This window comes from Pseudomonas sp. PA-7-1E, assembly GCF_021605325.1.
Classification (GTDB): domain Bacteria; phylum Pseudomonadota; class Gammaproteobacteria; order Pseudomonadales; family Pseudomonadaceae; genus Aquipseudomonas; species Aquipseudomonas fluorescens_BV.
Map to the genome: position 1 here is coordinate 96,837 of NZ_WKFA01000005.1, position 26,350 is coordinate 123,186.

A 26,350-nucleotide genomic window follows, 5' to 3' on the forward strand; every position below is an offset into this window, starting at 1 on the left:
AGGAGCGAGCTTGCTCGCGAAGAACCTGAGGGCGCCGCGTTCATTCAGAATGCACGCGTCATCGTTGACGATCTTCGCGAGCAAGCTCGCTCCTACACTAGTTGCGCTCCCACACCTCGAAGTTGTAGGCCGGCTTATCACCTTCAGCCGGATTTTCGACATTCGACACCAGCTTCCACTGGTTCCCATCAAACTGCGGAAACCACGCATCCCCTCCCGGGCTCAGCGCCACGCGGGTCAGGTACAAGCGATCGGCCTGTTCCAGCCCCTGCGCATACAACTGCGCGCCGCCAATCAGCATCAGCTCGTCCACGCCTTGCGCCTTGGCCCATTCCTCAGCGCGCTCGACCGCTGCACCCAGTGAAGGAAAAACTTCCGCACCTTCCAGCACAAGATCGGTCTGACGGCTGACCACCAGGTTCAAGCGCCCCGGCAGCGGTCGGCCCAGGGAGTCCCAGGTCTTGCGCCCCATGATGATCGGCTTGCCAAGGGTGGTGGCTTTGAAATATTTGAAATCCCCCGGCAAATGCCAGGGCATGCTGTTGTCGACGCCGATCACACGGTTTTCACCGAGGGCTGCGATCAGGCTTAAAGGGAGAGTTTTTTTCATGGCGACGAGAATACCAGAGCGGCGAGCCAGCGGTTATGCTCCAACCTCATCAACACGACAGGACGGCGCGTGACTGCACTGAACCCGCTGCACAGACTTTGGCTGACAGAAACCGTGCGCCTGCGCGAAGAACACGCCGGCCCCCTGGAAGACCTGGAAGCCAACCGCTTGGCCCGCACCGCCGGGGGCGACCTGGCCACGCGCATCCAGCAGCGTGCGCTGCACCTGGCCGAGCGCGATGGTTTGGCCGCCGCGCTCAGCCGCTGGCTGCAAGGCGCACGCCTGGCGCTGTTGTTACTGGCGGCGGTCGCCGTCATCAGCGGCGCCGGTTTGGCGTTCGCCGCGCTGGGTAATGGCCTGGCCCCGGTGAATGTGTTCTGGGCCTTGGGCAGCCTGCTCGGCCTGAACCTGATCTTGCTGATCAGTTGGGCCCTGGGCCTGTTGTTTGCCGGCGAACACAGCGCCAGCCTTGGCCGGCTGTGGTTGTGGCTCAGCGAGAAACTGGCCCGTGACGCCAAGGCCGCGCAACTGGCCCCGGCGTTGTTGCTGTTGCTGCAACGGCAAAAACTCAATCGCTGGGCGGTGGGTGTGCTGGTCAACAGCTTGTGGTTGCTGGCCTTGCTCAGCGCCCTGGTGATCCTACTGACTCTGCTCGCCACCCGCCGCTATGGGTTTGTGTGGGAAACCACCATTCTCGGCGCCGATACCTTTGTCGCCGTGACCCAGGCCCTCGGCACACTCCCGGCTCTGCTCGGTTTCAATGTGCCCACCGTGGAGATGATCCGCGCCAGCGGCGACTCCGCGCTGAATATCGAAAGCGCCCGCCAGGCCTGGGCGGCCTGGCTGGTGGGCGTGTTGCTGGTCTACGGTCTGCTGCCGCGGTTGATCCTTGCCTTGCTGTGCCTGTGGCGATGGAAACGCGGGCGCGCAGCGTTGCACCTGGACCTCAACCTGCCCGGCTACGCCCAACTGCGCGAACGCCTGATGCCCAGCAGCGAGCGCCTGGGGGTCAACGATGTGGCGCCCGATCACCTGCACTCGATCAGCGGCGGCGCAAGTGAGCTGGAGAGTGATGGCGCCTTGCTGGTCGCCATCGAACTCGACGACCAACACCCTTGGCCCCCCAAACTGCCTGCCAACGTCAAGAACGCCGGCATCCTCGACAGCCGCGAATCACGCAACAAACTGCTGGAGCAACTCAGCCGTTTCCCACCCGCGCGCCTGGCCATCGCCTGTGACCCGCGCCGCTCGCCCGACCGTGGCAGCCTGGCACTGATCGCCGAGCTGGCACGCAGCGCCACCGACACTCGCGTATGGCTGCTGCAGGCACCACCGGGCCAGGCGCTGGACGCCGAGCGCCTGGGCGACTGGCATGCCGCGTTGCAACAGCTTGAAGTGTCGTTTGCCGATTGCGCGCCGCTCACTTGGCTGGAGACAGGTCATGACTAAACCGCTGAAACTCGCCGTGGTCGGCCATACCAACGTGGGCAAAACCTCATTGTTGCGCACCCTCACCCGCGATGTCGGCTTTGGCGAAGTGTCCCATCGCCCCAGCACCACGCGGCACGTGGAAGGTGCACGCCTATCGGTAGATGGCGAAGCTTTGCTGGAGCTGTACGACACTCCCGGCCTGGAAGACGCCATCGCCCTGCTCGATTACCTGGAACGCCTCGACCGCCCCGGCGAACGCCTGGATGGCCCTGCGCGGCTGGCGCGTTTCCTGGAAGGCAGCGAGGCGCGCCAGCGTTTCGAACAGGAAGCCAAGGTGCTGCGCCAGTTGCTGGCCTCCGATGCCGGCCTGTACGTGATCGACGCTCGCGAGCCGGTGCTGGCCAAGTACCGCGACGAACTGCAAGTGCTGGCCAGTTGCGGCAAGCCGTTGTTGCCGGTGCTCAACTTTGTCAGCAGCAGCGACCACCGTGAACCGGACTGGCGCGAAGCCCTGGCCCGCCTCGGCCTGCATGCGCTGGTGCGTTTTGACAGCGTGGCACCGCCCGAAGACGGCGAACGCCGGCTGTATGAAAGCCTGGCCCTGCTGCTGGAAAACTCACGGCCGCAGTTGGAACGCCTGATCCTCGATCAAGAAGCCCAGCGCCAGGCTCGCCAGCAAAGCGCCGCCCGCTTGATCGCCGAACTGTTGATCGACTGCGCGGCCTGCCGTCGCAGTGTGACAACCGAGAATGAGCCCCAAGCCGTCAGCGACTTACGCAAGGCCGTGCGCCAACGCGAACAAAAGTGCGTTGAAGCCCTGCTCAAACTGTTCGGCTTTCGCCCACAGGACGCGGCGGCCAGCGACCTGCCGCTGCTCGACGGTCGCTGGGGCGATGACTTGTTCAACCCCGAAACCCTCAAGCAACTTGGCGTGCGGGTCGGCGGCGGGATAGCTGCCGGAGCCGCTGCCGGTGCTGGCGTGGATCTACTGGTCGGCGGCCTGACCCTTGGCGCCGCGGCCCTGGCAGGCGCTATCGCCGGTGGCGCCCTGCAAACCGCACGCAGCTACGGCAGTCGCCTGCTCGGCAAGATCAAGGGCCAGCGCGAGCTGACCGTCGACGACAGCGTGCTGCGCCTGCTAGCCCTGCGCCAGCGCCAGTTGCTCAAGGCCCTGAACCTGCGCGGCCATGCGGCAATGCACAGCATCAAGGTCGATACGCCCCAGGACAAAACCTGGCGCGAGGGCAAACTGCCCGACGCCTTGAACAAAGCCCGCGCCTATCCGCAATGGTCATCCCTCAACCCCCACGCGAAACTAAGCCAGGCCGAGCGCCAAGAGCAGGTTGAAGCCCTGGCCCAACGCCTGGACCAGACCTGAACCGCCAATGCCTGCCTGTTCCGGGTTCATCACGCTTCTCCCCATAACCTGCGGATATTGCGCTCGGCCATGGCCGGCCCCACGCTCATCCCTACGCCGGTGTGCATCAAGGCAGCGCTGACGCCAGGTGCCGCCTGCACAAACGAAAACGGCCCGGGGCCGCGAGCGCCGTAAACGCCTTGCCAGCGCTCGACCACCTGGATGTTGCACCCCAGGGTCTGCTGCGCCAGCTCGATCATCCAGTCATCGATCTGCTCGGCATTGAAGGGCGACGGGTCGCTGTCGTAATGGTGGGAGTCGCCGATGATCAGCTCGCCATGGGGCGTGGGGCTGATCAGCAGATGAATGCCGTGTTCCTGCAGATGTGGCGTTTCGCGCAGAATCTGCGCCTGGACCACAGCGGCTTCCGGCAGGTCGGCGAAAGCGCCGTAATGCACGCAACTCAAGCCGGTGAGCAGCGCGTGTTGCAGGTTCAGATTAAGCACCGGCCGCGCACGCAGCATTTGCAGGCGGCAGGTGTGCGGGTTGAGCGGGGCGATGGATTCGGCCAGCAGGGTCTGATAGTCGTGGCCTGAACAGACAACGATCTGCTCCCCGCGAAAGCTGCCGGCCGTGCTGTGCAGTTGGCCCGGCTCTACGTCGCGTACCAGCGTGGAGAAGTGAAACTCCACGTGCAAGTGCTGGCTCAGGTAATGGATCAGCGCCGGGATCGCCTCGCGGGAGTACAGCTGCTGGTCATCCTTGCCATGCAGGGCGGCGCGGTGATGGCGGAACTGGCCGGCGTACAGGTCGTTCATGGCAGCGCCCTGCAGCAGCTCGACGTTGTAGCCGTGCTCCCGCGCGCGCCCGGCGCAGAAGGCTTCGAGCAGATGTTCTTCGGCTTCGGTGCGGGCGAACAGGTAGGAGCCATTGCGCTTGAGCGCCAGGCCCGCCGCTTGCGCCCACTGGCCCCAGATTTCGCGGCTTTCCCGCGCTAGGTCCAGCATTGGCCCTGGTGGTTGACCGGTGACCAGTGCCTGGCCGAAGTTGCGCACTGAGGCGCCCAATGGCGTGGCGCTGCGCTCGAACACCTTGACCTTGAGGCCGCGCCTGGCGGCGGCATAGGCGTGGGAGAGGCCGAGGATGCCGGCGCCGACGACTAACAGATCACTACTCATACTGTCCTCTGGTTCCCGCGCTCCGCGTGGGAATTCATCCGGTGACGCTCCGCGTCACGACCTTTAAAAGCGGACGCGGAGCGTCCAGAGCGGCGTTACCACGCCGAGCGTGGGAACGATCGGTTACTGTTTTTCCGACTTGCCGTCATAACGCTTACGCCATTCGGCCAAGATGCTGTCACGGTTCCTGGAAGCCCAGACAAAGTCGTTCTTGATCAACCGTTGCTCATAGTCCGCCGGCAATTCGGTCTGCGGCTTGGCGATACCCGGTTGCGCGAGCACGGCGAAGTTTTCCTTGTACAGGTCCATCGCCACGGTGCTGGCAGAGAAGTCGGCGAGTTTTTTCGCCGCGTCGACATGGGCAGTGCCTTTGATCACAGCGGTGGCTTCGATCTCCCAGCCAAGGCCCTCTTTGGGCAGGATGATCTCCAGCGGCGCGCCCTGGCGTTTGAGCTGAACCGCCGGGTATTCGAAGGAAATGCCAATCGGGAACTCACCGGACGCCGCCAGCTTGCACGGCTTGGAGCCGGAGTGAACGTACTGGCCGATGTTCTGGTGCAGGTCGTCCATGTACAGCCAGCCTTGCTTCTCGCCGAACGTCTGGAGCCAGGCGCTGACATCCAGGAAGCCCGTGCCTGAAGACGCCGGGTTAGGCATCACGATCTTGCCCTTGTATTCGGGCTTGGTCAGGTCCTGCCAGCTCACCGGTTTGGTGAGGCCCTGCTTCTCGGCTTCGACGGTGTTGAAGCAGAGGGTGGCGGCCCACACGTCCATGCCCACCCAGGCCGGAGGGTTGGCGGCGTCGCGGTAATGCTTGCCGATCTTGTCCAGGTCCTTGGGCGCGTAGTTGTCGAGCATGCCTTGCTGATCGAGGATCGCCAGGCTGGAGGCGGCCAGGCCCCACACCACGTCAGCCTGGGGGCGGTCTTTCTCGGCCAGCAGTTTGGCGGTGATGATGCCGGTGGAGTCGCGCACCCACTTGATCTCGACGTCGGGGTTGGCCTGTTCGAAAGCTTTTTTGTAGGTCTTCAATTGCTCGGCTTCAAGGGCCGTGTACACGGTCAACTCGGTCTTGGCGAAGGCATTCAGACTGAATGCCGTGAGGACTGCAGCGACCAGCGCCAGGGGCTTGAACATGGAGCACCTCCTTCAGGGATGTTTATTGGCCAGGTGCGCGCTGGCGCCAGGCTTGGGAGCGGCGCAGCGCGCCACGTGAAGCCCACGCCAGCAGCAGCGAGACGCTGGCCGAGGTGAACAGGATCAGGGTCGACATGGCCGCCGCGCCCCCCACATTGCCGGCGTCGTCCATGTTCAGCACGGCGACGGCGGCGAGGATGGTGTCGGGGCTGTAGAGGAAGATCGCGGCGGAGACGGTGGTCATCGCCGAGACAAACAGGTAGCGCAGGATGTCCAGCAGCGCCGGCAGACAGATCGGCACCGTGACGCGCAGATAATGGCGGTACAACGGTGCCTTGAGGGACAACGCGGCGGCTTCGAACTCGGCGTCCAACTGGCGCAAGGCGGTGGTTGCAGTCATCTGCGCGGTGGTCAGGTAGTGCGCAATGGTGCACACCACCAGCAACGCCATGCTGCCGTACAACACATGCAACGGGTTGCCGTTGAGGTTGAAGAAGAACACGTAGCCCAGCCCCAGGACCAGGCCCGGCACGGCCATTGGCACGAAGCTGAGCATGCGCAGCGCCAGGTTGAGGTTTTTCTGGCCCTTGGTTTTTTCCATCAGGTAGGCGCCGGTGAAAATCAGCACGCTGCCGATCAACGCCGTACACAGCGCCATGGTCAGGCTGTTGCGATAGGCCAGCCAGCCGCCGCCGGCGGTGTCTTCGAATTGGTAGTGGTTGAGCGACAGCGACAGGTTGTACGGCCAGAATTTCACCAGCGAGGAGTACACCGCCATGCCGAACACCAGCAGCAACGCCGCGCAAATCAGCAGCACGACGGCCAGGTAGCACCCGTCGCGCGGCCGCGATGGCGCTGGCTGGAACACCTGGGCGCGGCCGCTCATCGCGTCGCCATGCCGACGGCGCAACCACGCATCCACGCCAAAGCTGAACAGCGCCGGCAGCAGCAACACCATGCCGATCAACGCGCCGCGACCGAACTGTTGCTGGCCCACCACCGCCTTGTAGGCTTCCAGCGCCAGCACCTGATAATCGCCGCCCACCACCACCGGTACTCCGAAGTCGGTGATGGTCAGGGTGAACACCAGGCAGAAAGCGGCGAACACCGCCTGGCGCGTGGCTGGCCAGGTAATGCTGCGAAACGCCCGTGCCGGGCTGGCGCCCATGCTCGAAGCAGCGTCAAACAAGCGTGCATCCGCCAAGGACAACGCCGACAGCAAAATCATCAAGGCATGGGGAAAGGTGTAGATCACCTCACCGAGCACAATGCCCCAGAAGCCGTAGATATTTTCCGAGAACAAGCCGCGCAGCAGGCCCTGGTTGCCGAACAGATAAACCAGGGCAATACCTGGCAGCATCGACGGCGCCATCAATGGCAGCAATGACAGGCTGCGCCAGATGGACTTGCCGGGGATCAGCGTGCGTTGCAGGGCATAGGCAAACAAGTAGGCCAGCGGCACGACGATGGCCGCCACGCTGAGGGAAACTTTCAGGCTATTGCCCAGCAACCAGTGAAAGTTGGCGCTGCTCAGCAGTTCGCGAGCGGCTACCAGGCCACCGCCCTGCCCGGCTTCGCTGCTGAAGCCGCGCCAGAAGATCGCCAACAGCGGCAACAGCACCGCCACCACTAACAGGCCCAGCCAGAGCCACTTGCCGCCGACCACGAAGAGGCGGTCGCCCCACTCGGCGCGGGACACCTGGCGCGGTACCGGCAATGTCATCACAGCCCCCATCTCAGGCAAACACCTGCAGGCTGCGCGGCGGCAACGCCACCCAGATGTCCTGGGCGCCCAGGCGCGGCATCGCTTCCGGCGCCAGTTCAGCCAGCAACGGATGGCCCGGTAATTGTTCCAGTTCAAAGCTCATGCGGCAGCGGTTGCCGAGAAAGGTGATCTCGCGAACCTTGGCCGGGAACAGGTTTTCTTCATGCACCGGTGGGTTGACGCAAATGGCTTCCGGGCGGCAGAACAAGCGGCCGGACTGGGCGACACCCGCGTCCTCAGCCAGGCGCATGTTCAACCCACCCACCTGAGCATGGCTGGCGCTGTTACGGCTGAACGGCAACCAGTTGCCCTGGCCGACAAACTCCGCCACGAACGGCGTGGCCGGGCGGTCGTAGATTTCCTGGGGCGTGGCGTACTGCTCGACCTTGCCGTTGTTCATCACGGCAATGCGGTCGGCCATCAACATGGCTTCGTCCTGGTTGTGCGTCACCATCAAGGTGGTGATGCCCAGGCGCCGCTGCAGTTGGCGCAGTTCGGTGCACAGGTGCTCGCGTACCCGGGCATCGAGGGCCGACATCGGCTCATCCAACAGCAATAACGACGGCGCCGGCGCCAGTGCGCGGGCCAGGGCGACGCGCTGTTGCTGGCCGCCGGAGAGTTGGCCGGGGTACTTCTTTTCGCTGCCCATCAGGCCGACCAGTTCGAGCATCTGCGCGACCCGCTTGCGCACTTCATCGCGGCCGCTGCCGGTGAGGCCGTAGCCGATGTTCGCTTCAACGCTGAGGTTGGGAAACAACGCATAGGACTGGAACAGGATGCCGTAGTCCCGCGCCTGGGGTGGCAGCAAGGACACGTCCCGCTCGCCCAGGTAAAGCTCACCGCTGTCCTGGCGCTCCAGGCCGGCGATGCAGCGCAGCAGTGTGGTCTTGCCGCAGCCGGAAGGGCCCAGCAGACACACCAGCTCGCCGGCGGCGACGTCCAGGGAGACGTTGTCCAGCGCGGTGAAGGCGCCAAAGCGTTTCTGGATTGCGCGCACTTTCATCGGTGCGCCGGGTTGGGTCAGGGCTGTGTGCATGGTGGCACCTCATCGAACGGATGAAGGCCATGCTAGGAGGGCAATGCGTAGCGGGTGTGGCAGAAAGGCAAAAAGAGGTGATAGTGGTATTGGTGGATTTGTGTAGGACTCACGACCGCTATCATGACCGTTCCCACGCTCTGCGTGGGAATGTCTCTAGTGACGCTCCGCGTCACGGACGCGGAGCGTCCTGGGCGGCGTTCCCACGCGGAGCGTGGGAACGATCAGAGGGGTGACATTTCCTGTGCCAGGCCAAGGAACGCCGCCGGCAGGCGCGCCCCTTTGCGCTCCTTGAGGCAATACAGATACTCCGGAATCTGCGGTGCATTCTCGATGGTCAGCACGCGCAACTGCGGGTCATGGGGCACTTCCTGGCGGGCGATGATGCTAATGCCGATGTTGCGCAGCACCGCCTCGCGAATCGACTCACGGCTGCCAATCTCCAACAACGGGCCATATCCGACGCCCGCATTCTTCAACATCTCTTCCGTCAGCCTGCGGGTAGTGGAGCCCGCTTCACGCATCAGCAAGGTATGCCCGACTAGCGCGCTCAACGTTACGTGATCGAGCTTGGCCAACGGGTGATTGCGGTGCACCGCCAGCACCAGCGGGTCGGTGCCCAGCACGCGGCGGATCAGCCGGGCGTCTTCCAGCAATTGCGATGAGGCCGCGACATCGACGCGGTAATCGTCCAGCGCCTCAAGCACCTGCTGGGAGTTGCCGATTTCCACCGACACGTCCACCTGGGGCAGGCGCTCGCGAAAGGCTTTGACCAGATCGAGGATGTAATACGGCGCCGTTGCGGCAATTCTCAGCGCACCCTGGACCTGGCCGTTGTTGCGCAGGAAAAACTCGATATCCGCTTCCTGCTGCAACAGCGCCTTGACCATCGGCAACAGCCGCGCGCCCTCGTCGCTGACGGTGAGGCGGCGGCCGCCACGGTAGAACAACTCGACGCCGTAGTGGCCTTCGAGGTTGCGAATCTGGGTGGTCACCGTGGGCTGGCTCAAGCCGAGTTTCTTCGCCGCCTGGGTAATGCTGCCCAGCCGGGCGACCATGAAAAACGCCTTTAACTCAGCACTCAGCACACCACCCTCTCATCCACTATTTGCGCACCAGGCGCAGGCCATTGAACACCACCAGCAGGCTCACGCCCATGTCGGCGAAGACCGCCATCCACATGGTCGCCATGCCCATAAACGTGACGGCCAGGAAGATCGCCTTGATCACCAGCGCCAGGGCGATGTTCTGCTTGAGGATACTCGACGTTTGCCGCGACAGCCGAATGAAAGCCGGAATCTTGCGCAAATCATCATCCATCAACGCCACGTCGGCGGTTTCGATGGCGGTGTCGGTGCCCGCCGCGGCCATGGCGAAGCCGATCTCGGCACGGGCCAGGGCCGGGGCGTCGTTGATGCCATCACCGACCATGCCCACCCTATGGCCCTGGCCGTAGAGGGTTTCGATGGCTTGCAGCTTGTCGGTGGGCAACAGGTCGCCCTGGGCCTGGTCGATACCGACCTGGGCTGCAATGGCCTGGGCGGTGTGGGTGTTGTCACCGGTGAGCATCAGGGTCTTGATGCCCAGGTCGTGCAGTTGCTGAATGGCTTCGCGGCTACTGTCCTTGACCGTGTCGGCCACGGCAAACAGCGCCAGGGGGCCGGACTTGTCCAGCAGCAGCACGACGGACTTGCCTTGTTTTTCCAGGGCGAAGAGTTTTTCTTCCAACGCCTCTGAGCACAAGCCCAGGTCTTCCACCAGGCGGTGGTTGCCCAGGTGATAGGTCTGGCCGTTGATGTCGCCGCGCACACCGCGCCCGGCCAGGGCCTCGAAGTTATCCACAGCGTGAGTCGACAGGTTTTTATCCACAGCCGCGTTGGCAATCGCCAGGGAGACCGGGTGATCGGAACGCGATGCCAAGCTGGCAGCCAAGGCCGGCGCGCTGTCTTCGAGATTCGGGAACAGCGGCAGGTAATCGGTTTGCACCGGTTTGCCGTGGGTGATGGTGCCGGTCTTGTCGAGGGCCAGGTAGTCGAGCTTGTAGCCGCCCTCCAGGTAAACGCCGCCCTTGATCAGGATGCCTTTGCGCGCTGCGGCGGCCAGACCGCTGACGATAGTCACCGGGGTCGAGATCACCAGGGCACAAGGGCAGGCCACCACCAGCAGCACAAGGGCGCGGTAGATCCAGTCGAACCACACGCCCGCCATGAACAGCGGCGGGATCACCGCCACACCCAGGGCAAACAGGAACACTGCCGGGGTGTAGACCCTGGAGAAACTGTCGACAAAGCGCTGGGTCGGAGCACGCGCACCCTGGGCCTGTTCCACCGCGTGGATGATTCGCGCCAGGGTCGAGTTGTTGGCCGCTGCAGTGACCTTGTATTCCAGGGAACCGGCCTGGTTGATGGTGCCGGCGAAGACTTTATCGCCCACAGTCTTTTCAATCGGCAGGCTTTCCCCGGTGATCGGCGCCTGGTCGATAGTGGACTGACCGGCGGTGACTTCACCGTCCAGACCAATACGCTCGCCAGGTTTTACCCGCACGATTGCACCCAGTTCTATACTTTTGACTTCCTGTTCCAGCCATGAACCGTCGGCCTGGCGCACGGTCGCCTGCTCCGGGGTCATCTGCATCAAGCCGCTGATGGCATTGCGCGCCCGGTCCAGGGACTTGGCCTCGATCAACTCGGCCACGGTAAACAGGAACATCACCATCGCCGCTTCCGGCCACTGACCAATCAGGATGGCGCCGGTCACGGCGATGCTCATCAGCGCGTTGATGTTCAAGTTAAGGTTTTTCAGGGCGATCCAGCCCTTTTTGTAGGTGGTCAAACCGCCGCTGAGGATCGACACCAGCGCAACCAGCGCGATCACCCAGGTCGGTGCCACGCCCGTGAAGTGCAGCACTTCGGCACCCAGAGCGCCCACGCCCGAGAGTGCCAGTGGCCACCAGTGCTTCTTGGCGGGCGGCGCGGCGGCGGGGCTGCCTTCCTCTATAGGGTCGGCCTGCATACCGATGGACTTGATCGCCGCGATGATCGGCGCCGTGTTCGGCAGGTCATGGGTGACGCCGAGGATGCGGTTGATCAGGTTGAATTCCAGTTGCTGCACGCCAGCGAGCTTACCCAGCTTGTTCTGGATCAGCGTCTGCTCGGTGGGGCAGTCCATGGCTTCGATGCGGAAGGTGCTCAGGCGCGAGCCGGCGGTGGGCGCCTCGCTCAGGGTCACGATGGCAGGCCCGGCAGCGCCGGAGCAGCAGGAGCCGGAGTGACCGTGGCTATCCACAGGCGTGAGTTTCGCCGGGGCATGATCATGTTTGTGATCGTGGCCATGCTCATGCGGGTGGCCGTGGTCATGAGCATGGTCGTGATCATGATCGTGCGGGTGGTCGTGCTTGTGCGGGGTGTGAATGGAGTGGCTCATCAGGTCGCGTCCGTAAAGGTGCCTGTTGCCAAGTAAAGACCCTGTAGCCACTATAGGGTCAAGCACCCATTTGGAGATTGCTGCGATGAAGATCGGCGAACTGGCCAAACTCACCGATTGCCCGGTGGAAACCATCCGTTATTACGAAAAGGAAAACCTGCTGCCGCCCCCGGCACGCACCGATGGCAACTACCGCGTGTACACCCAGGCGCACACCGAGCGGCTGACCTTTATCCGCAACTGCCGCAGCCTGGACATGACCCTCGAAGAGATCCGCAGCCTGTTGGGGCTACGTGACAGCCCCCAGGACCAGTGCGAAAGCGTGAATGCGTTGATCGACGAACATATCCACCATGTGAAAGCGCGGATCGACGGGTTGCTGGCGTTGCAGGAGCAACTGCTGGACTTGCGTCAACGCTGCGGCGGCGGGAACCAGTGCGGCATCCTGCAGCAGTTGGAAGTCAGCGGAGCGATTGCGGCCAGCGAGGCCGAGCCTTCGCATGTGGGCAGAAGCCACGGCCACTAAACTCAAGCGAACACGCAACCCATGTGGGAGCTGGCTTGCCTGCGATAGTGGTGGGCCCGCGACATTGATGTCGCCTGACACTCCGCTATCGCAGGCATGCCAGCTCCCACAGTTTTTTACCGCGATGGGCCGTTAGATAGCCACGTCCGCCTTGATGCTTGGGTCGGCGTCGTAGCCCACAATCTCAAAATCTTCGAACTTGTAGTCGTAGATCGACGCAGGCTTACGCTTGATCACCAGCTCCGGCAGTTTTTTCGGCGTACGCGCCAGCTGGGTCTGGATCTGTTCCATGTGGTTGCTGTAGGCGTGGGTGTCGCCGGTGGTGACGATGATCTCGTGAGGGATCAGGTCGCATTGCTGGGCCAGCATATGGGTCAGCAACGCCAGCGCGGCGGTGTTATACGGCAGGCCCAGGAACACGTCAGAGCTGCGGATATACAGCTGCATCGACAGATGGCCGTCGTGCACGAACGCCTGATACAGCAAGTGGCACGGCGGCAGCGCCTGCTTGCCGTTGCGCGCGTTCTCCTGCGGGCTTTGGGTCTCGTCCGGCAGGTATTCGACGTTCCAGCCGTGGAACAGGATGCGGCGGCTGTTGGGGTTGGTCTTGAGTGTGTGCACCATGTAGTCGATCTGGTTGATCGTGCCGCCGTCCTTGGTCGGCCAGGCGGTCCACTGTTCGCCGTACACGGGGCCCAGGTCACCGTCTTCGGTGGCCCATTCATCCCAGATTTTCACACCATTTTCGTTGAGCCATTTGATGTTGGTGTTGCCGCTCAACATCCAGATCAATTCGTTGGCGATGCTTTTGAAATGCAGCTTCTTGGTAGTCAGCAGCGGGAAGCCGTCGGCCAGGTTATGCCGATATTGACGAGCGAACACGGCCTTGGTGCCGGTGCCGGTGCGGTCGCCCTTGGTCAGGCCATTGGTCACGACGTCGTGCAGCAGTTCGAGATATTGCTTCATGTTTTTACCCGTATCGTTGAAGCCAAGACCTCCTGGTCTTGGCATTCGAATTTAAAGCGCGGCGTTCTTCAGCGGCTGCGGGCGGTTGTAAGCCCACCACAACATGCCCAGGCCCGCCAGGATCATCGGCAGGCTAAGCACCTGACCCATGGTCAGCCAGCCCCACGCCAGGTAGCCCAACTGCGCATCCGGCACCCGTACGAATTCGACGATAAAGCGGAAAATCCCGTAGAACAGCGCGAACATGCCTGACACGGCCATGGTTGGGCGTGGCTTGCGCGAGAAGATATAGAGAATAAGGAACAGCGCCACACCTTCCAACGCGAACTGGTAAAGCTGCGACGGGTGGCGCGGCAGTTGTGCCGGGTCGCTGAACGGCGGGAACACCATGGCCCACGGTACGTCGGTCGGCTTGCCCCACAGCTCGGCGTTGATAAAGTTACCAATGCGCCCGGCGCCCAGGCCGATCGGCACGAAGGGTGCGACGAAGTCCATCAGCTGGAAGAACGACTTGCCATTGCGCCGGCCAAACCACCAGGCGGCGATCATCACGCCGATAAACCCGCCGTGGAACGCCATGCCGCCCTTCCACACTTCGAAGATCAGGGTCGGGTTGGCGAGATACGCAGACAGGTCGTAGAACAGCACATACCCCAGGCGCCCGCCGACGATCACCCCCATCGACATCCAGAACACCATGTCGGAGAGCTTCTCCTTGGTCCAGGTCGGGTCGAAACGGTTCAGGCGCCGGGAAGCCAGCAGCCAGGCACCGCCGATGCCGATCAGGTACATCAACCCGTACCAATGGATTTTCAGCGGACCGATGGCCAGGGCCACCGGGTCGATCTGCGGGTAAGGCAGCATTGCGACTCCTCGTTAAAACATTTAGTCATGACGCACCGGACCATGCCGATGTGCGATTAAGCCTGCGTTACAGCTGCGAGATCAAATTAAGAAGTTCACATACACACCAAACAGCCCGGCATGTTAACGGATCAGAGGTGCGCGGCCCAACTTCGAGACGATGGAACACCGGCGCGTCTGTGGGTAGAGTGGCAAAAACACAAAAGGGGTCACCCGATGTGCCTGATTGTTTTCGCCTGGCGACCGGGCCATGCCCAACCGCTGATCGTTGCGGCCAACCGCGATGAGTTCTACGCCCGCCCCAGCCTGCCGCTGGCCCAGTGGGCAGATGCGCCCCAGGTCTATGCCGGTCGCGATCAGGAGGCCGGGGGCACCTGGCTAGGGATGAACGCGGATGGGCGCTTTGCCGCCTTGACCAACATCCGCGACCCGCACCAGCCACCGGCACGCAAGTCTCGCGGCGAACTGGTTGCGCGGTTTCTCAGCGGTTCGCTGCCGATCGACGATTATTTGGCCGATGTAAATGGCCGCTCGATTGAATATGCCGGGTTCAACCTGCTGGTGGGCACGCGGGATGAGCTGTGGCACTACAACGCCAATGATACCGAGCCGACGCGATTGAAGGCTGGGGTGTACGGGTTATCCAATGCCGGGCTGGATACGCCATGGCCGAAGCTGGTGAAGGCCAAAGCAGCGTTCAGCGCCGTGCTGGAAAACCCCGAGCCTGAGGCACTGCTGGGAATTCTCAGCGACCCGCAGACTGCCCCGTTTGCTGAGTTGCCGGACACCGGCGTAGGCCTGGCGACCGAAAGCCTGCTGTCGAGCGTGTTTATCGCCAGCCCCAGTTATGGGACACGGGCGAGCACGGCGCTGATCGTGAATGCCAATGGGACGCGGCGGATGCTGGAGCGCAGCTTTGGCCCGCACGGGGGGCGGCTGGGTGAGGTGGACCTGATGTTTTAGCGCCAATTGCAGCGAGCTGTGGATAACTTGCGGGTTGTCGATGGTCATCAACTCGGCGAGCAAATCCTTGGCCCTGCTCAATTCCACCTGGCGCATTGATCGTTCCCACGCTCTGCGTGGGAACGCCTCTTGTGACGCTCTGCGTCACGCTCTAAAAGCCGACGCGGAGCGTCCAGGGCTGCATTCCCACGCAGAGCGCGGGAACGATCTGCTAGAAGCTCGCTCCTACAGGGTTTTGGCCGAGGCCGGGTTGATCATTCGGGTCAACCCCAGGTTTTTCAGCGCCAATTGCAGCGAGCTGTGGATAACTTGCGGGTTGTCGATGGTCATCAACTCGGCGAGCAAATCCTTGGCCCTGCTCAATTCCACCTGGCGCAGCATCCACTTCACTTTCGGCAAGTTGGTGGCGTTCATCGACAGGCTGTCAAAGCCCATAGCCATTAACAGCACCGCCGCCGCCGGGTCACCGGCCATTTCGCCGCAGATACTCACCGGCTTGCCTTCGGCATGGGCGTCGCGCACTACGTGTTGCAGCGCTTGCAGCACCGCCGGGTGCAGGTAGTCGTAGAGGTCGGCCACCCGTGGGTTGTTACGGTCCACGGCCAGCAGGTACTGGGTCAGGTCGTTGGAGCCTACCGACAGGAAGTCCACCTGCCGCGCCAGTTCCTTGGCCTGGTACACCGCCGCAGGGATTTCGATCATCACGCCAATCGGCGGCATCGGCACATCGGCGCCTTCGTCGCGCACTTCGCCCCAGGCGCGGTGGATCAGGTGCAGGGCCTCTTCCAGTTCATGGGTGCCGGAGATCATCGGCAGCAGGATACGCAGGTTGTTCAAGCCCTCGCTGGCCTTGAGCATGGCACGGGTCTGGACGAGGAAGATTTCGGGATGGTCGAGGGTAACGCGAATACCGCGCCAGCCAAGGAAGGGGTTGTCTTCCTTGATCGGGAAATAGGACAGTGACTTGTCGCCGCCAATATCCAGGCTGCGCATCGTCACCGGTAACGGGTGGAAGGCTTGCAATTGCTCGCGATAAATCGCCAGCTGCTCCTTCTCGCTCGGGAAACGCTGGTTGATCATGAACGGCACTTCGGTGCGGTACAGACCCACCCCTTCGGCGCCGCGTTGTTGCGCACGAGCTACATCCGCCAGCAGGCCGGTGTTGACCAGCAGCGGTACGCGGTGGCCGTCGGGGGTGACACACGGCAGCTCGCGCAGCGAATCCAGGCCCTGGGCCAGTTGCTTCTCTTCTTCCACCACCTCGGCGTATTGCTTGCGCAGCACGTCGCTGGGGTTGGTGAATACCTCGCCGCGATGCCCGTCGACGATCATGTCGATGCCATCGACCTTGGAGTACGGCAGGTCCACCAGGCCCATCACCGTCGGGATGCCCATGGCCCGGGCCAGGATCGCCACGTGGGAGTTACCTGAGCCCAATACCGAGACCAGGCCTACCAGCTTGCCTTCAGGCACTTCGCCAAGCTGGGTGGCGGTCAATTCTTCACTGACCAGGATGGTGTTATCGGGGAAGACCATGTTGGTGCTGCGGTCTTCCTGCAGGTACGCCAACAGACGGCGCCCCAGGTCGCGCACATCCGATGCCCGCTCGCGCAGGTAGGCGTCGTCCATCATTTCGAAACGGTTGACGTGATCGGTGACCACCTGGCGCAACGCGCCCTGGGCCCACTGGCCGGTCTTGATCACGGTCTTGACTTCGTTACCCAGGGACGCGTCGTCGAGCATCATCTGGTACACGTCGAACAGCGCACGCTCTTCGGGACGCAACTGGGTGGCCAGCTTGGTCGACAGGTTGCGCATGTCGGCGCGCACGCCTTCGAGGGCGGTCTTGAACAGTTTGATCTCGGCGTCGATGTCACTGACGCTCTTGTCCGGCACCACATCGAGGTCGGCTGGCGGCAGCATGACCACCGCGGTACCCACCGCGGCGCCTGGCGAACCCGGTACGCCGACGAACTTGGCTTCCTGGATACCCTTGCCCTGGCGCCCCAGGCCGCGAATCGAGCCGGTCGCTTCGGCGTGGGCGATAACCCCGGCCAGTTGCGCGCTCATGGTCACCAGGAAGGCTTCTTCGCCTTCGTCGAACTGGCGACGCTCTTTTTGCTGGATGACCAACACGCCGACAACACGGCGGTGGTGAATGATCGGTGCGCCAAGGAACGAGGCGTAGCGCTCTTCACCGGTTTCGGCAAAGTAGCGATAACGCGGGTGATCGGCCGCGTTCTCGAGGTTCAGGGGTTCTTCACGCGTCCCCACCAGGCCCACCAGACCTTCATTGGGCGCCATGCTGACCTTGCCGATGGAGCGCTTGTTCAAGCCCTCCGTGGCCATCAGCACAAAACGGTTGGTCTCGGGGTCCAGCAGGTAAACCGAGCAGACCTGGCTGCCCATGGCTTCCTTGACGCGCAACACAATAATCCCCAACGCCGCCTTGAGATCCTTGGCGGAGTTAACTTCCTGGACGATCTTGCGCAGCGTATTGAGCATGGCTCGGGGTCGAACTCCGTCGTCAGTCGCGCGCTAAAAGGCGCGGGGCAAGCTCTTTGAGAGCGCGACGATAAACCTCGCGCTTGAATGTCACCACCTGGCCCAACGGATACCAATAGCTGACCCAGCGCCAGCCATCGAACTCCGGTTTACCGGTCAAATCCATCCGCACCCGCTGCTCGTTGGAGATCAGGCGCAAAAGAAACCATTTCTGCTTCTGGCCGATGCACAGCGGTTGGCTGTGGGTACGCACCAGGCGTTGCGGCAAACGATAGCGCAACCAGCCACGGGTACAGGCCAGAATTTGCACATCTTCGCGCTCAAGGCCGACTTCTTCGTTCAACTCACGGTACAAGGCGTCTTCAGGGGTTTCGTCGGGGTTGATTCCACCTTGAGGAAACTGCCAGGCATCTTGGTTGATTCGGCGAGCCCATAGCACCTGTCCGGCATCATTCGTCAGAATAATGCCGACATTAGGACGGAAACCATCGGGGTCGATCACGGCAACAACCTCGCAAACGCATGTCGCCGCATTGTTCCACAAAGGTTGTTCCAGCGGCAACGAGGCTTCTTACCTTATGTGCACTCTTGTGAAAAGACCGTATTCTGGACGCCTTTTTACAGACTTTTCAGCGAGTAACTGCAATGCGCCTGGCTTTATTCGACTTGGACAATACCCTTCTGGGCGGTGACAGCGATCACGCCTGGGGCGATTACCTGTGTGAACGCGGGATTCTCGACGCGGTAGCCTACAAGGCCCGCAACGACGAGTTCTACCAGGACTACCTGGCCGGCCGGCTGGATAACGCCGCCTACTTGAACTTCTGCCTGGAAATCCTCGGCCGCACCGAGATGGCCCAGCTGGACGCGTGGCACAACGACTACATGCGCGACTGCATCGAGCCCATCATGCTTCCCAAGGCCGTTGAACTGCTGGCCAAGCACCGCGCCGCCGGTGACAAGCTGGTGATCATCACCGCCACCAACCGCTTCGTCACCGCGCCAATTGCCGCCCGCCTGGGCGTCGAGACTCTGATCGCCACCGAGTGCGAAATGGTGGATGGCCGTTATACCGGGCGCAGCACCGATGTGCCGTGCTTTCGCGAGGGCAAGGTGACGCGTTTGAACCGCTGGTTGGAAGAAACCGGGCATAGCCTGGAAGACAGCTACTTCTACAGCGATTCGATGAATGATTTGCCGTTGCTGGAGCAGGTGACGCACCCGGTGGCAGTGGATCCGGATCCGAATCTTCGTGCTGAGGCCCAGAAACGGGGTTGGCCGGTGATTACGCTGCGCAGCTGACAACGCTATCGCAGGCAAGCCAGCTCCCACATTTTGACCCTGTTCTCATGTTGGAATCCGGTCAAGTGTGGGAGCTGGCTTGCCTGCGATGAAGGCGACGCGGTTTCAAACAGGCTTGGCGCCCATGAGCCCTGCAATCGCCACAAACCCCACCAGGCTGACCACCGCCAGCACCAGGGTGAAATTCAGGCTCCCGCCCTCGCCCTTGCGCAGCCGATTGAGCCGCGCCACCAGCCAGAACCAGGCCAGCGCCGCCACGGTGTAGAGGATGCTGGAGCCCAAGATCCAGGTTTGCCCCAATGGCCAGCCGAGCAGGTGCACCAGCCACCAGCCGGTGAAGGGCATGCTCACCAGGCAAATCCCCATCAGCAGCCATATAAATGCACAGGGGCGCTGCACGGTCGCGGCCGGGCCGGCGCTGCGTTTACGCCACGCCAATACGGCCAGGCCGAGGCCGCTGAGCAGCAGCAATACGGTGGCGGTGATGTGGATCACCTTGAGGGTAGTCAGCGTTTCCATGGTCTCTATTCCTTATAGGCCGCTCAGTCAGCGTAGTCGCTCAACCGAGGAACAGCTGGTAAGCCGGGTTTTCGCTTTCATCCCAGTACGGGTAACCGATTTGCGCCAGCGCGGCAGGCACCAGGTGGCGCTCGTCCGCCGGTACTTGCAAGCCCGCCACCACTCGGCCGTCAGCCGCGCCGTGGTTGCGGTAGTGGAACATCGAGATGTTCCAGCGCCCGCCGAGCTTGTGGAGAAAGTTGAACAACGCCCCCGGCCGCTCCGGAAACTCGAAACGAAACACCAGCTCGTCGCTGACTTTGGCCGCATGCCCGCCGACCATATGGCGAATGTGCAACTTGGCCAGTTCGTTCTCGGTAAGGTCCAGCACCGGGAAACCCTGGCTGGTCAAACTGGCCACCAACGCGCTGCGCGGGTCGTTCTCCGGGTGGGTCTGCACGCCGACGAAAATGTGCGCTTCGCTGCCGGAGTGGTAGCGGTAATTGAATTCGGTGATCTGGCGCTTGCCCACCGCCTCGCAGAAGGCCTTGAAGCTGCCCGGCCGCTCGGGGATGGTCACCGCGATAATGGCCTCACGGCCTTCACCGAGTTCGGCGCGCTCGGCCACATGGCGCAAACGGTCGAAGTTGACGTTGGCGCCCGAGTCGATGGCGACAAAGGTCTGGCCGCTGACACCGCGGGTCTCGACGTACTTTTTGATCCCGGCCACGCCCAGCGCACCCGCCGGCTCGGTGATGGAGCGGGTGTCGTCGTAGATGTCCTTGATCGCCGCACAGATTTCATCGGTGCTGACGGTGATCACTTCATCCACATAGTCTTTGCAGATGTCGAAGGTGTGCTGGCCGATCTGCGCCACTGCCACGCCGTCTGCAAAGAGGCCGACGGTCGGCAATACCACGCGCTCGCCCGCCGCCATGGCGGCTTGCAGGCAGTTGGAATCGTCCGGCTCCACGCCGATGATCTTGATCTCCGGGCGCAGGTATTTCACGTACGCCGCAATCCCGGCGATCAGACCGCCGCCGCCCACCGGTACGAAAATCGCGTCCAGCGACCCTGGGTGCTGGCGCAGGATTTCCATCGCCACGGTGCCCTGCCCGGCAATGGTGTGCGGATCATCGTAGGGGTGGATGTAGACGTAGCCTTTTTCGTCGACCAATTTGAGCGAGTAGGCCAGGGCTTCCGGGAAGGAATCACCGTGCAACACCACTTTGCCGCCACGGGAGCGCACGCCTTCGACCTTGATCTCCGGGGTGGTCTTGGGCATCACGATGGTGGCTTTCACCCCCAGCACCTTGGCCGCCAGGGCCAGGCCCTGGGCATGGTTGCCGGCCGACGCGGTGACGACGCCGCGCGCACGTTCTTCGGCACTGAGCTGGGTCAGCTTGTTGTAGGCGCCGCGAATCTTGAACGAGAACACCGGCTGCAAGTCTTCGCGCTTGAGCCAAATCTTGTTACCCAGCCGCTCGGAGAGCTGGCGGGCAGTCTGCAAGGGGGTTTCCACGGCGATGTCGTAAACGCGCGAGGTGAGGATTTTTTTGACGTAGTGTTCAAGCATCGGCAGGCATCTACTTCACGGGTTGGGCAGGGCCAAGGAGTCTAACCCAGCGTTTGGCCGGGCGACCACACGAATCCCGAGGTTTTGTTGGGTTATACTCGCCGCCCTCGTTAATTCCCCGCCCGTTCCGGAGCCCGCATGACCCAGGATCAACTCAAACAGGCAGTGGCCCAGGCCGCTGTCGATTTAATCCTTCCTAAGCTCGACGACAAGAGCATCGTCGGTGTCGGCACCGGTTCCACCGCCAACTGCTTTATCGACGCACTGGCCCGGCACAAGGGCGCGTTCGACGGCGCCGTGGCCAGTTCCGAAGCCACCGCCGCCCGCCTCAAGGGCCATGGCATTCCAGTGTACGAGCTCAACACCGTGAGCGACCTGGAGTTCTACGTCGACGGCGCCGATGAAAGCGACGAGCACCTGAACCTGATCAAAGGCGGCGGCGCGGCCCTGACCCGCGAGAAGATTGTCGCGGCCGTGGCCAAGACCTTCATTTGCATCGCCGACGCAAGCAAGCTGGTTCCCGTGCTGGGCACGTTCCCACTGCCGGTGGAAGTCATCCCCATGGCCCGCAGCCACGTGGCCCGCGAGCTGGTGAAACTGGGCGGCGACCCGGTGTACCGCGAAGGTGTGTTGACCGACAACGGCAACATCATCCTCGACGTGTTCAATATGCAGATCACCAACCCGGTGGAGCTTGAGACGCAGATCAACGCCATTGTGGGCGTGGTCACCAACGGCCTGTTCGCAGCGCGCCCGGCGGATGTATTGCTGCTGGGCACCCCGGAAGGCGTGAAAACCCTCAAGGCCTGACCCTGTGGGAGCCGGGCTTGCCCGCGATGCAGACGACTCGGTGTATCAATGGATACCGAGGCGATGCCATCGCAGGCAAGCCAGCTCCCACATGTGTTAGCGCTCGACTCTAGAGCGATGTAACAAAAACGCTACTTTTCGCAGCACTCCTCGCCAAAACCGTGCGCTCTGTCACGGCATCCCCTGCCACGCCTGGTATCCAATCCGTTACAAATTACAGCCACGCGACCCACGCGTTTAACAATGCGCCAATTCGCAGCCGCCCATGGAATGAGGCGCGCATTGTGCAAAGGGTCTGGGCTTGCACATTCCCATCACCTCAAGGAAGACCTTGTGATAAAGCCTCTAGCCCTCGCCATCAGCGTTGCCGGTGCCCTGCTGTCCACGCATACCCAGGCCTACGATTACGGCCAGCACGCCAACACCACCCTGGAAAAACTGATCAACGACTACCCTGGCCGATATCGAGGCACGGCAAATTTTGCCGGGGCAGCCGACTGGATGCAGAGCCAGATGGGCACGGCCTATAACTTCAGCCGCCAGGACTTCACCTGGAACAACGGCAGCCGGGCTTCGCAAAACGTAGTGGCCTCTGCCGCTGGTACCAAGGCCCAGTACGTGGTGATTGGCGCGCACTTCGACACTTACTTCGGCCGCCCGACCCTGCAAGGCCTGGATGACAACGGTTCCGGCGCCAGCGTGTTGACCGAGGTGGCGAAGAACCTCGGCGGCCTGTCACTGGAAAATGGCCTGCAAATCGTTGGCTTCGGCGCCGAAGAAGAAGGCCTGCGCGGCTCCCGTGCCTTTGTCGACTCACTCAGCGCCAGCCAGCGCGCCAACATGCTCGCGATGATCAACCTCGACAGCCTGATCACCGGCGACATGATGTATGCCCACGCCGGCCAGAACAGCACCGCCAACCCGGCCTTGGCCTCCTTGCGCGAGCACGCCTTCCAGATCGCCAAGGAGTTGAACATTCCCTTGTTCAGCAACCCCGGCCTCGACCCGCAGTACCCGAAGGGCACGGGCTGCTGCAGCGATGGTGAAGCGTTCGAACCGCTGAATATCCCGATCCTTTATATAGAGGCCACCAACTGGGAACTGGGCGACCTGGACGGCTACACCCAGACCGACAACCCGAAAATCCCCGGCGGCTCGACCTGGCACGACCCGAACGAAGACAACAAAGCCGTGCTGACCGATGCGTTCGGCCAGGCGCGCATCGACCAGCGCCTGCGTGACTATTCACGCCTGCTCAGCCGCCTGGTGCTGGAACTGACCAACGCCGACCTGATGGCCTCGACCGCTTCTGGCGGTGCCGTTGCGCGCAATATGCAAGACAACCTGCAGCGCCAGCATCAGGCCCTGGTGCGCCTGCATGATCGCCGCTGGCTGACCCTGCAAGCGGCCAGCCGCGAGGTCGCAAGCTTCGATGGCGAGATCGGGGTGGATGGCGAATACAACCCGGACAGCGGCTTCGACAGTGCCCCCAACCCCGAAGCCCGGCGCGTGGGCCTGCATGCCCTCGGCGACTACCAACTGACTTCAAGCTTGAATATCGGCGCCAGCCTCAGCTACCTCAATGGGCGCGACAAATTGGAGCATCGCGGCAAGCTCGACAGCGACACCTGGCAGGCAGCCGTCTATGCGCTGCTCAACGATGGCGGGCCAAGCTGGCTGGCCGGTGACCTGAGCGTGGGCCACACGCGCTTCGACTCCAAGCGCAACCTGGTCATCCAGGCCAATGGCGGGCCGATCCTGCTCAATCAGCAACTGACGGGCGACACCGATGCCTTGGCGTTGGGCGCACGGGTGCTGGGTGGCTATGACTTTGATTTTGGCGCGATCAAGAGCGGGCCGTTCGCCGGCCTGGACTACAGCCATTACCGCATCGACAAGTTCCACGAAAAGCAGAACCTGCGCACGGCCCTGGAGTACGAAGAGCAGTCTTTCGACTCGCTGGAAGCCAGCCTCGGCTGGCGCGTGCGCGGCGCTGTTGCCCTGCCCTATGGCCTGAACCTGATGCCCTACGGCGACATCGCCTGGGTCAAGGAATTGGCCGACGGCCGCCTGGACGACCTGCAACTCACCGCACGCGCCGATGGCCAGGCCCGCACCGCCAGGCTGGGCTCAGTGGATAAAAGCTTCGCTCGCGCACAACTCGGCAGCCAACTGGCGATCACCCCACAGTTGGGCGTGTTTGCCGAGGTCAATGGCCGCCTAGGGCATGCTGAAGGCAGCCAGACCGGTTATTCGCTGGGCGTGCAATGGATGTTCTGATCAGGGTTTCTTGAACACGTAAAACAGGTTGGGCTCGCTGACCATGTACAGCGTGCCGTCGTCATCCATGGCGATCCCTTCGGCCTGGGGCACGCGCTTGCTCAGGCCATGGCGCCCTTTAAGCAACGACAGACTGCTTAGAGGGCGGCCATCAATATCCAGCTCCAAGACCAGGAACGACTCATCCGACAGCGCCAACAGATGGCCACTGCGCTCGTCGTATTGCAGGCTCGACAGGTCGCGCACAAACAGCCCGGCATCGCGCTTGGGGTTGTTGATCACATGTACCGAATAGGTTTTTTCCGGCTTGAAATGGGGAAACCCGTGCACCTCGTAGATCAGCATGGGGTCGCGTTCCTTGGCCACGAACAAGCGCTTGCCCACCGAGTCGTAGGCCAACCCTTCAAAGCCTTTGTTGCCGCCAACGTGCACGCCCAGGGTCATTTGCTCCGCATCGGCGGCGTCGAGGAACGTGGTGTCATCGTCCACATGCACTTTGATCAAGCGCTGCTGGCGCTCATCGCTGATGACGTAGATGTTGTCGCTGATAAATTCCACCGCTTCGGCATCGCCAAAGCCCACCAGCGGAATGCGCCGCAGGATCTTGCCCTCCAGCGACAACTCGACCAGTTCGGCGTTTTTATTGGTGACGGTAAACAGGCTTTTGCGCACGGGGTCGTAGGTCAGGGCCGAGACATCGTCGTCGAGCCCTTCGATCACCTGGCCTTCGAGGGTGACACGGTAGTCCGCCAGGCCAATGGCGCGCTCATCCGCAGGCTCGTACCACACCTGCCAGTTGAACCAGGCGCGTTCGAACAGGCGGAACTGCTGTGCCACCAGCCCGGCAGCGACCAAGGCGAGCAACAGCAGGATAAAAACAACAGGTTTGGGGCGGGCAAGTCGACGCATCGGGGCGGGCTCAGAGAAAAAACTGGCGAATAGATATCAAGGTCACCTGAATTTAAACTTAAACGCACCGGACTGCCTGGCGAATGCCGTTTATAAAGAAAACTCTGACGTAATTCGTCAGTTATTTCTGCTTTTCAAAGCGATAGAACAGGTTTGGCTCACTGACCATGTACAGATTGCCGCTCTCGTCCATGGTCACGCCTTCGGCACGTGGGATCGTGTCTTTCAGGCCATTGAAGCCGCCAAGCAAGGTCATGAAGCTGACTTGCTCGCCCGTTTCATCCAGTTCCAGCAGCAGGTGGGAATCGGCCGACAGCACCAGCAAATGCCCGGTACGTGGGTCGATGGACAGGGCCGACAGGTTGCGCACATCCAGTTCGGTGCTGGCCAGTTTTTGCTTGTCGCCGGTCAGCGTATTGCCATCGCTTTTCCAGGTAAACAAGGCCGGCGGACGCTCTTCGCCCAGCACCAGCTGCTGGTTGCGCTTGTCCCATGTGACGGCTTCAAAGGCTTTGTTCTGATCTTTGGACGGGCCCAGGTCATGGCTGGGGAAATCGGCCTTGTTCAGCGCCGTAGTGCCGGCGTCGACCTTGACCACGGTCAGGCTGTGATCGCGTTCATCGACCACCGCCATCAAGCCGTTTTCCATCACCGCCACGCCTTCCGGATTGTTCCAACCGTTGAGCGGCATTTTGCGCAACACATCGCCTTGCAGGCTCAACTCGACCAGGAAGGGGTTCTTGCCCATCACCGAAAACAGGGTTTTGGTCTGAGGGTTGTAGGACAGGTCCGAAGCCTCATCCTTCTCCATACCGGGCAGCAACTTGGCGTCGATCACCGCGTGATAGTCGGGCAGCCACACACTCTCCCGGCGCTCAGCCGAACTCTCGAAACGCTCCAGCACCCACAGCAGACCGCGATCGTCCCAGTGCATGGCCCAGGCCACGCCGTACAAAATGGCACCGGCCAAGAACACCCAGGAATACCAGCGCATGGACAAGCGGGAGCGGAGCGAGGTTTTCGAAGTGGGCAGAGGCACGACCATTGAGCGCTTTTCCGGAAAGTGAGCTTTAGGGGATAGCACAGGATTCAAGGAACCGCGCGCAAGAGCAGGGAATTATCCGGATGGCGTGTGAAAAAAATGCAAAACGCCGGATCCTGCAGATGTACACAAACAACTGTGGGAGCGGGCTTGCCCGCGATTGAGGGTGTTC

Annotated in this window: 22 protein-coding genes; 7 read left to right on the top strand and 15 right to left on the bottom strand. The window is 62.2% G+C overall.

What is annotated here, in order from left to right; all coding sequences use genetic code 11:
• Positions 1-97: 97 nt before the first annotated feature.
• Positions 98-610: a dihydrofolate reductase gene (locus GIW79_RS05065; protein ID WP_054898689.1), complete on the bottom strand. Its 513-nt coding sequence runs from the start codon at positions 608-610 to the stop codon at positions 98-100.
• A 69-nt stretch (positions 611-679) separates the two neighbouring features.
• Here GIW79_RS05065 and GIW79_RS05070 point away from each other — a divergent pair, with 69 nt between their 5' ends.
• Positions 680-2,059 (top strand): DUF2868 domain-containing protein, encoded by a 1,380-nt coding sequence (locus GIW79_RS05070; RefSeq protein WP_200649212.1) that lies wholly within the window; start codon positions 680-682, stop codon positions 2,057-2,059.
• Positions 2,052-3,419 carry a DUF3482 domain-containing protein gene (locus GIW79_RS05075; protein ID WP_034128968.1) on the top strand — a complete coding sequence of 456 codons (1,368 nt, stop codon included), beginning with the start codon at positions 2,052-2,054 and terminating at the stop codon, positions 3,417-3,419. The genes GIW79_RS05070 and GIW79_RS05075 overlap by 8 nt, the downstream gene beginning before the upstream one ends.
• 29 nt (positions 3,420-3,448) lie before the next feature.
• Here GIW79_RS05075 and GIW79_RS05080 read toward each other — a convergent pair whose 3' ends face one another.
• The 6 genes from GIW79_RS05080 to GIW79_RS05105 form a co-directional block, all read right to left on the bottom strand.
• Complete coding sequence (locus GIW79_RS05080; RefSeq protein WP_054917032.1) at positions 3,449-4,576, bottom strand: TIGR03364 family FAD-dependent oxidoreductase; 1,128 nt, start codon at positions 4,574-4,576, stop codon at positions 3,449-3,451.
• Positions 4,577-4,699: 123 nt separating this feature from the next.
• Positions 4,700-5,713, bottom strand: a complete 1,014-nt coding sequence (locus tag GIW79_RS05085; RefSeq protein ID WP_236452449.1) for a putative 2-aminoethylphosphonate ABC transporter substrate-binding protein — start codon at positions 5,711-5,713, stop codon at positions 4,700-4,702.
• A gap of 22 nt (positions 5,714-5,735) precedes the next feature.
• Positions 5,736-7,448 carry a putative 2-aminoethylphosphonate ABC transporter permease subunit gene (locus tag GIW79_RS05090; RefSeq protein WP_236452450.1) on the bottom strand — a complete coding sequence of 571 codons (1,713 nt, stop codon included), beginning with the start codon at positions 7,446-7,448 and terminating at the stop codon, positions 5,736-5,738.
• Between the two features lies 1 nt (position 7,449).
• Positions 7,450-8,514 carry a putative 2-aminoethylphosphonate ABC transporter ATP-binding protein gene (locus GIW79_RS05095; protein WP_236452451.1) on the bottom strand — a complete coding sequence of 355 codons (1,065 nt, stop codon included), beginning with the start codon at positions 8,512-8,514 and terminating at the stop codon, positions 7,450-7,452.
• Positions 8,515-8,738: 224 nt separating this feature from the next.
• Positions 8,739-9,602, bottom strand: a complete 864-nt coding sequence (locus GIW79_RS05100; RefSeq protein ID WP_054917036.1) for a LysR family transcriptional regulator — start codon at positions 9,600-9,602, stop codon at positions 8,739-8,741.
• A gap of 16 nt (positions 9,603-9,618) precedes the next feature.
• Entirely contained in the window at positions 9,619-11,937 is a 2,319-nt protein-coding gene (locus tag GIW79_RS05105) for a heavy metal translocating P-type ATPase (RefSeq protein WP_236452453.1), read from the bottom strand.
• Positions 11,938-12,022: 85 nt separating this feature from the next.
• Here GIW79_RS05105 and cadR point away from each other — a divergent pair, with 85 nt between their 5' ends.
• Positions 12,023-12,463 (top strand): Cd(II)/Pb(II)-responsive transcriptional regulator, encoded by a 441-nt coding sequence (gene cadR, locus GIW79_RS05110; protein WP_020301838.1) that lies wholly within the window; start codon positions 12,023-12,025, stop codon positions 12,461-12,463.
• 132 nt (positions 12,464-12,595) lie between these two features.
• Here the strand turns inward: cadR and GIW79_RS05115 are convergent, their stop codons facing one another.
• Positions 12,596-13,429 carry a thymidylate synthase gene (locus tag GIW79_RS05115; RefSeq protein ID WP_005792328.1) on the bottom strand — a complete coding sequence of 278 codons (834 nt, stop codon included), beginning with the start codon at positions 13,427-13,429 and terminating at the stop codon, positions 12,596-12,598.
• Between the two features lie 51 nt (positions 13,430-13,480).
• Complete coding sequence (gene lgt / locus GIW79_RS05120) at positions 13,481-14,293, bottom strand: prolipoprotein diacylglyceryl transferase (RefSeq protein WP_003195189.1); 813 nt, start codon at positions 14,291-14,293, stop codon at positions 13,481-13,483.
• A gap of 216 nt (positions 14,294-14,509) precedes the next feature.
• Here lgt and GIW79_RS05125 point away from each other — a divergent pair, with 216 nt between their 5' ends.
• A complete protein-coding gene (locus tag GIW79_RS05125) occupies positions 14,510-15,256 on the top strand; it encodes an NRDE family protein (RefSeq protein ID WP_197900325.1) in 747 nt (248 codons plus the stop codon).
• 225 nt (positions 15,257-15,481) lie between these two features.
• On the opposite strand, the gene ptsP is transcribed toward GIW79_RS05125, so the two are convergent.
• Positions 15,482-17,761, bottom strand: coding sequence for a phosphoenolpyruvate--protein phosphotransferase (gene ptsP / locus GIW79_RS05130; RefSeq protein ID WP_003195193.1), 2,280 nt, complete (start codon positions 17,759-17,761; stop codon positions 15,482-15,484).
• Between the two features lie 22 nt (positions 17,762-17,783).
• Positions 17,784-18,263 (bottom strand): RNA pyrophosphohydrolase, encoded by a 480-nt coding sequence (locus GIW79_RS05135; RefSeq protein ID WP_003176750.1) that lies wholly within the window; start codon positions 18,261-18,263, stop codon positions 17,784-17,786.
• A gap of 143 nt (positions 18,264-18,406) precedes the next feature.
• On the opposite strand from GIW79_RS05135, the gene GIW79_RS05140 reads away from it, so the two are divergent.
• On the top strand, positions 18,407-19,063 hold the full coding sequence (locus tag GIW79_RS05140; protein ID WP_054895972.1) for an HAD family hydrolase: 657 nt from the start codon (positions 18,407-18,409) through the stop codon (positions 19,061-19,063).
• Positions 19,064-19,168: 105 nt separating this feature from the next.
• Here the strand turns inward: GIW79_RS05140 and GIW79_RS05145 are convergent, their stop codons facing one another.
• Together GIW79_RS05145 and ilvA are read right to left on the bottom strand one after the other, a co-directional pair.
• Positions 19,169-19,582, bottom strand: a complete 414-nt coding sequence (locus tag GIW79_RS05145; protein ID WP_236452456.1) for a DUF2269 family protein — start codon at positions 19,580-19,582, stop codon at positions 19,169-19,171.
• Between the two features lie 40 nt (positions 19,583-19,622).
• Positions 19,623-21,137 (bottom strand): threonine ammonia-lyase, biosynthetic, encoded by a 1,515-nt coding sequence (gene ilvA, locus GIW79_RS05150; protein WP_089041493.1) that lies wholly within the window; start codon positions 21,135-21,137, stop codon positions 19,623-19,625.
• A 138-nt stretch (positions 21,138-21,275) separates the two neighbouring features.
• Between ilvA and rpiA the strand changes: the two genes are divergently transcribed.
• Both rpiA and GIW79_RS05160 read left to right on the top strand, forming a co-directional pair.
• On the top strand, positions 21,276-21,947 hold the full coding sequence (gene rpiA / locus GIW79_RS05155; protein WP_034128979.1) for a ribose-5-phosphate isomerase RpiA: 672 nt from the start codon (positions 21,276-21,278) through the stop codon (positions 21,945-21,947).
• A gap of 333 nt (positions 21,948-22,280) precedes the next feature.
• Entirely contained in the window at positions 22,281-24,227 is a 1,947-nt protein-coding gene (locus tag GIW79_RS05160; RefSeq protein ID WP_236452474.1) for an autotransporter domain-containing protein, read from the top strand.
• Here the strand turns inward: GIW79_RS05160 and GIW79_RS05165 are convergent, their stop codons facing one another.
• Positions 24,228-25,136 carry an SdiA-regulated domain-containing protein gene (locus GIW79_RS05165; protein ID WP_236452477.1) on the bottom strand — a complete coding sequence of 303 codons (909 nt, stop codon included), beginning with the start codon at positions 25,134-25,136 and terminating at the stop codon, positions 24,228-24,230. It lies immediately after the preceding gene.
• A 121-nt stretch (positions 25,137-25,257) separates the two neighbouring features.
• Positions 25,258-26,181, bottom strand: a complete 924-nt coding sequence (locus GIW79_RS05170; protein ID WP_034128982.1) for an SdiA-regulated domain-containing protein — start codon at positions 26,179-26,181, stop codon at positions 25,258-25,260.
• Positions 26,182-26,350 lie beyond the last annotated feature (169 nt).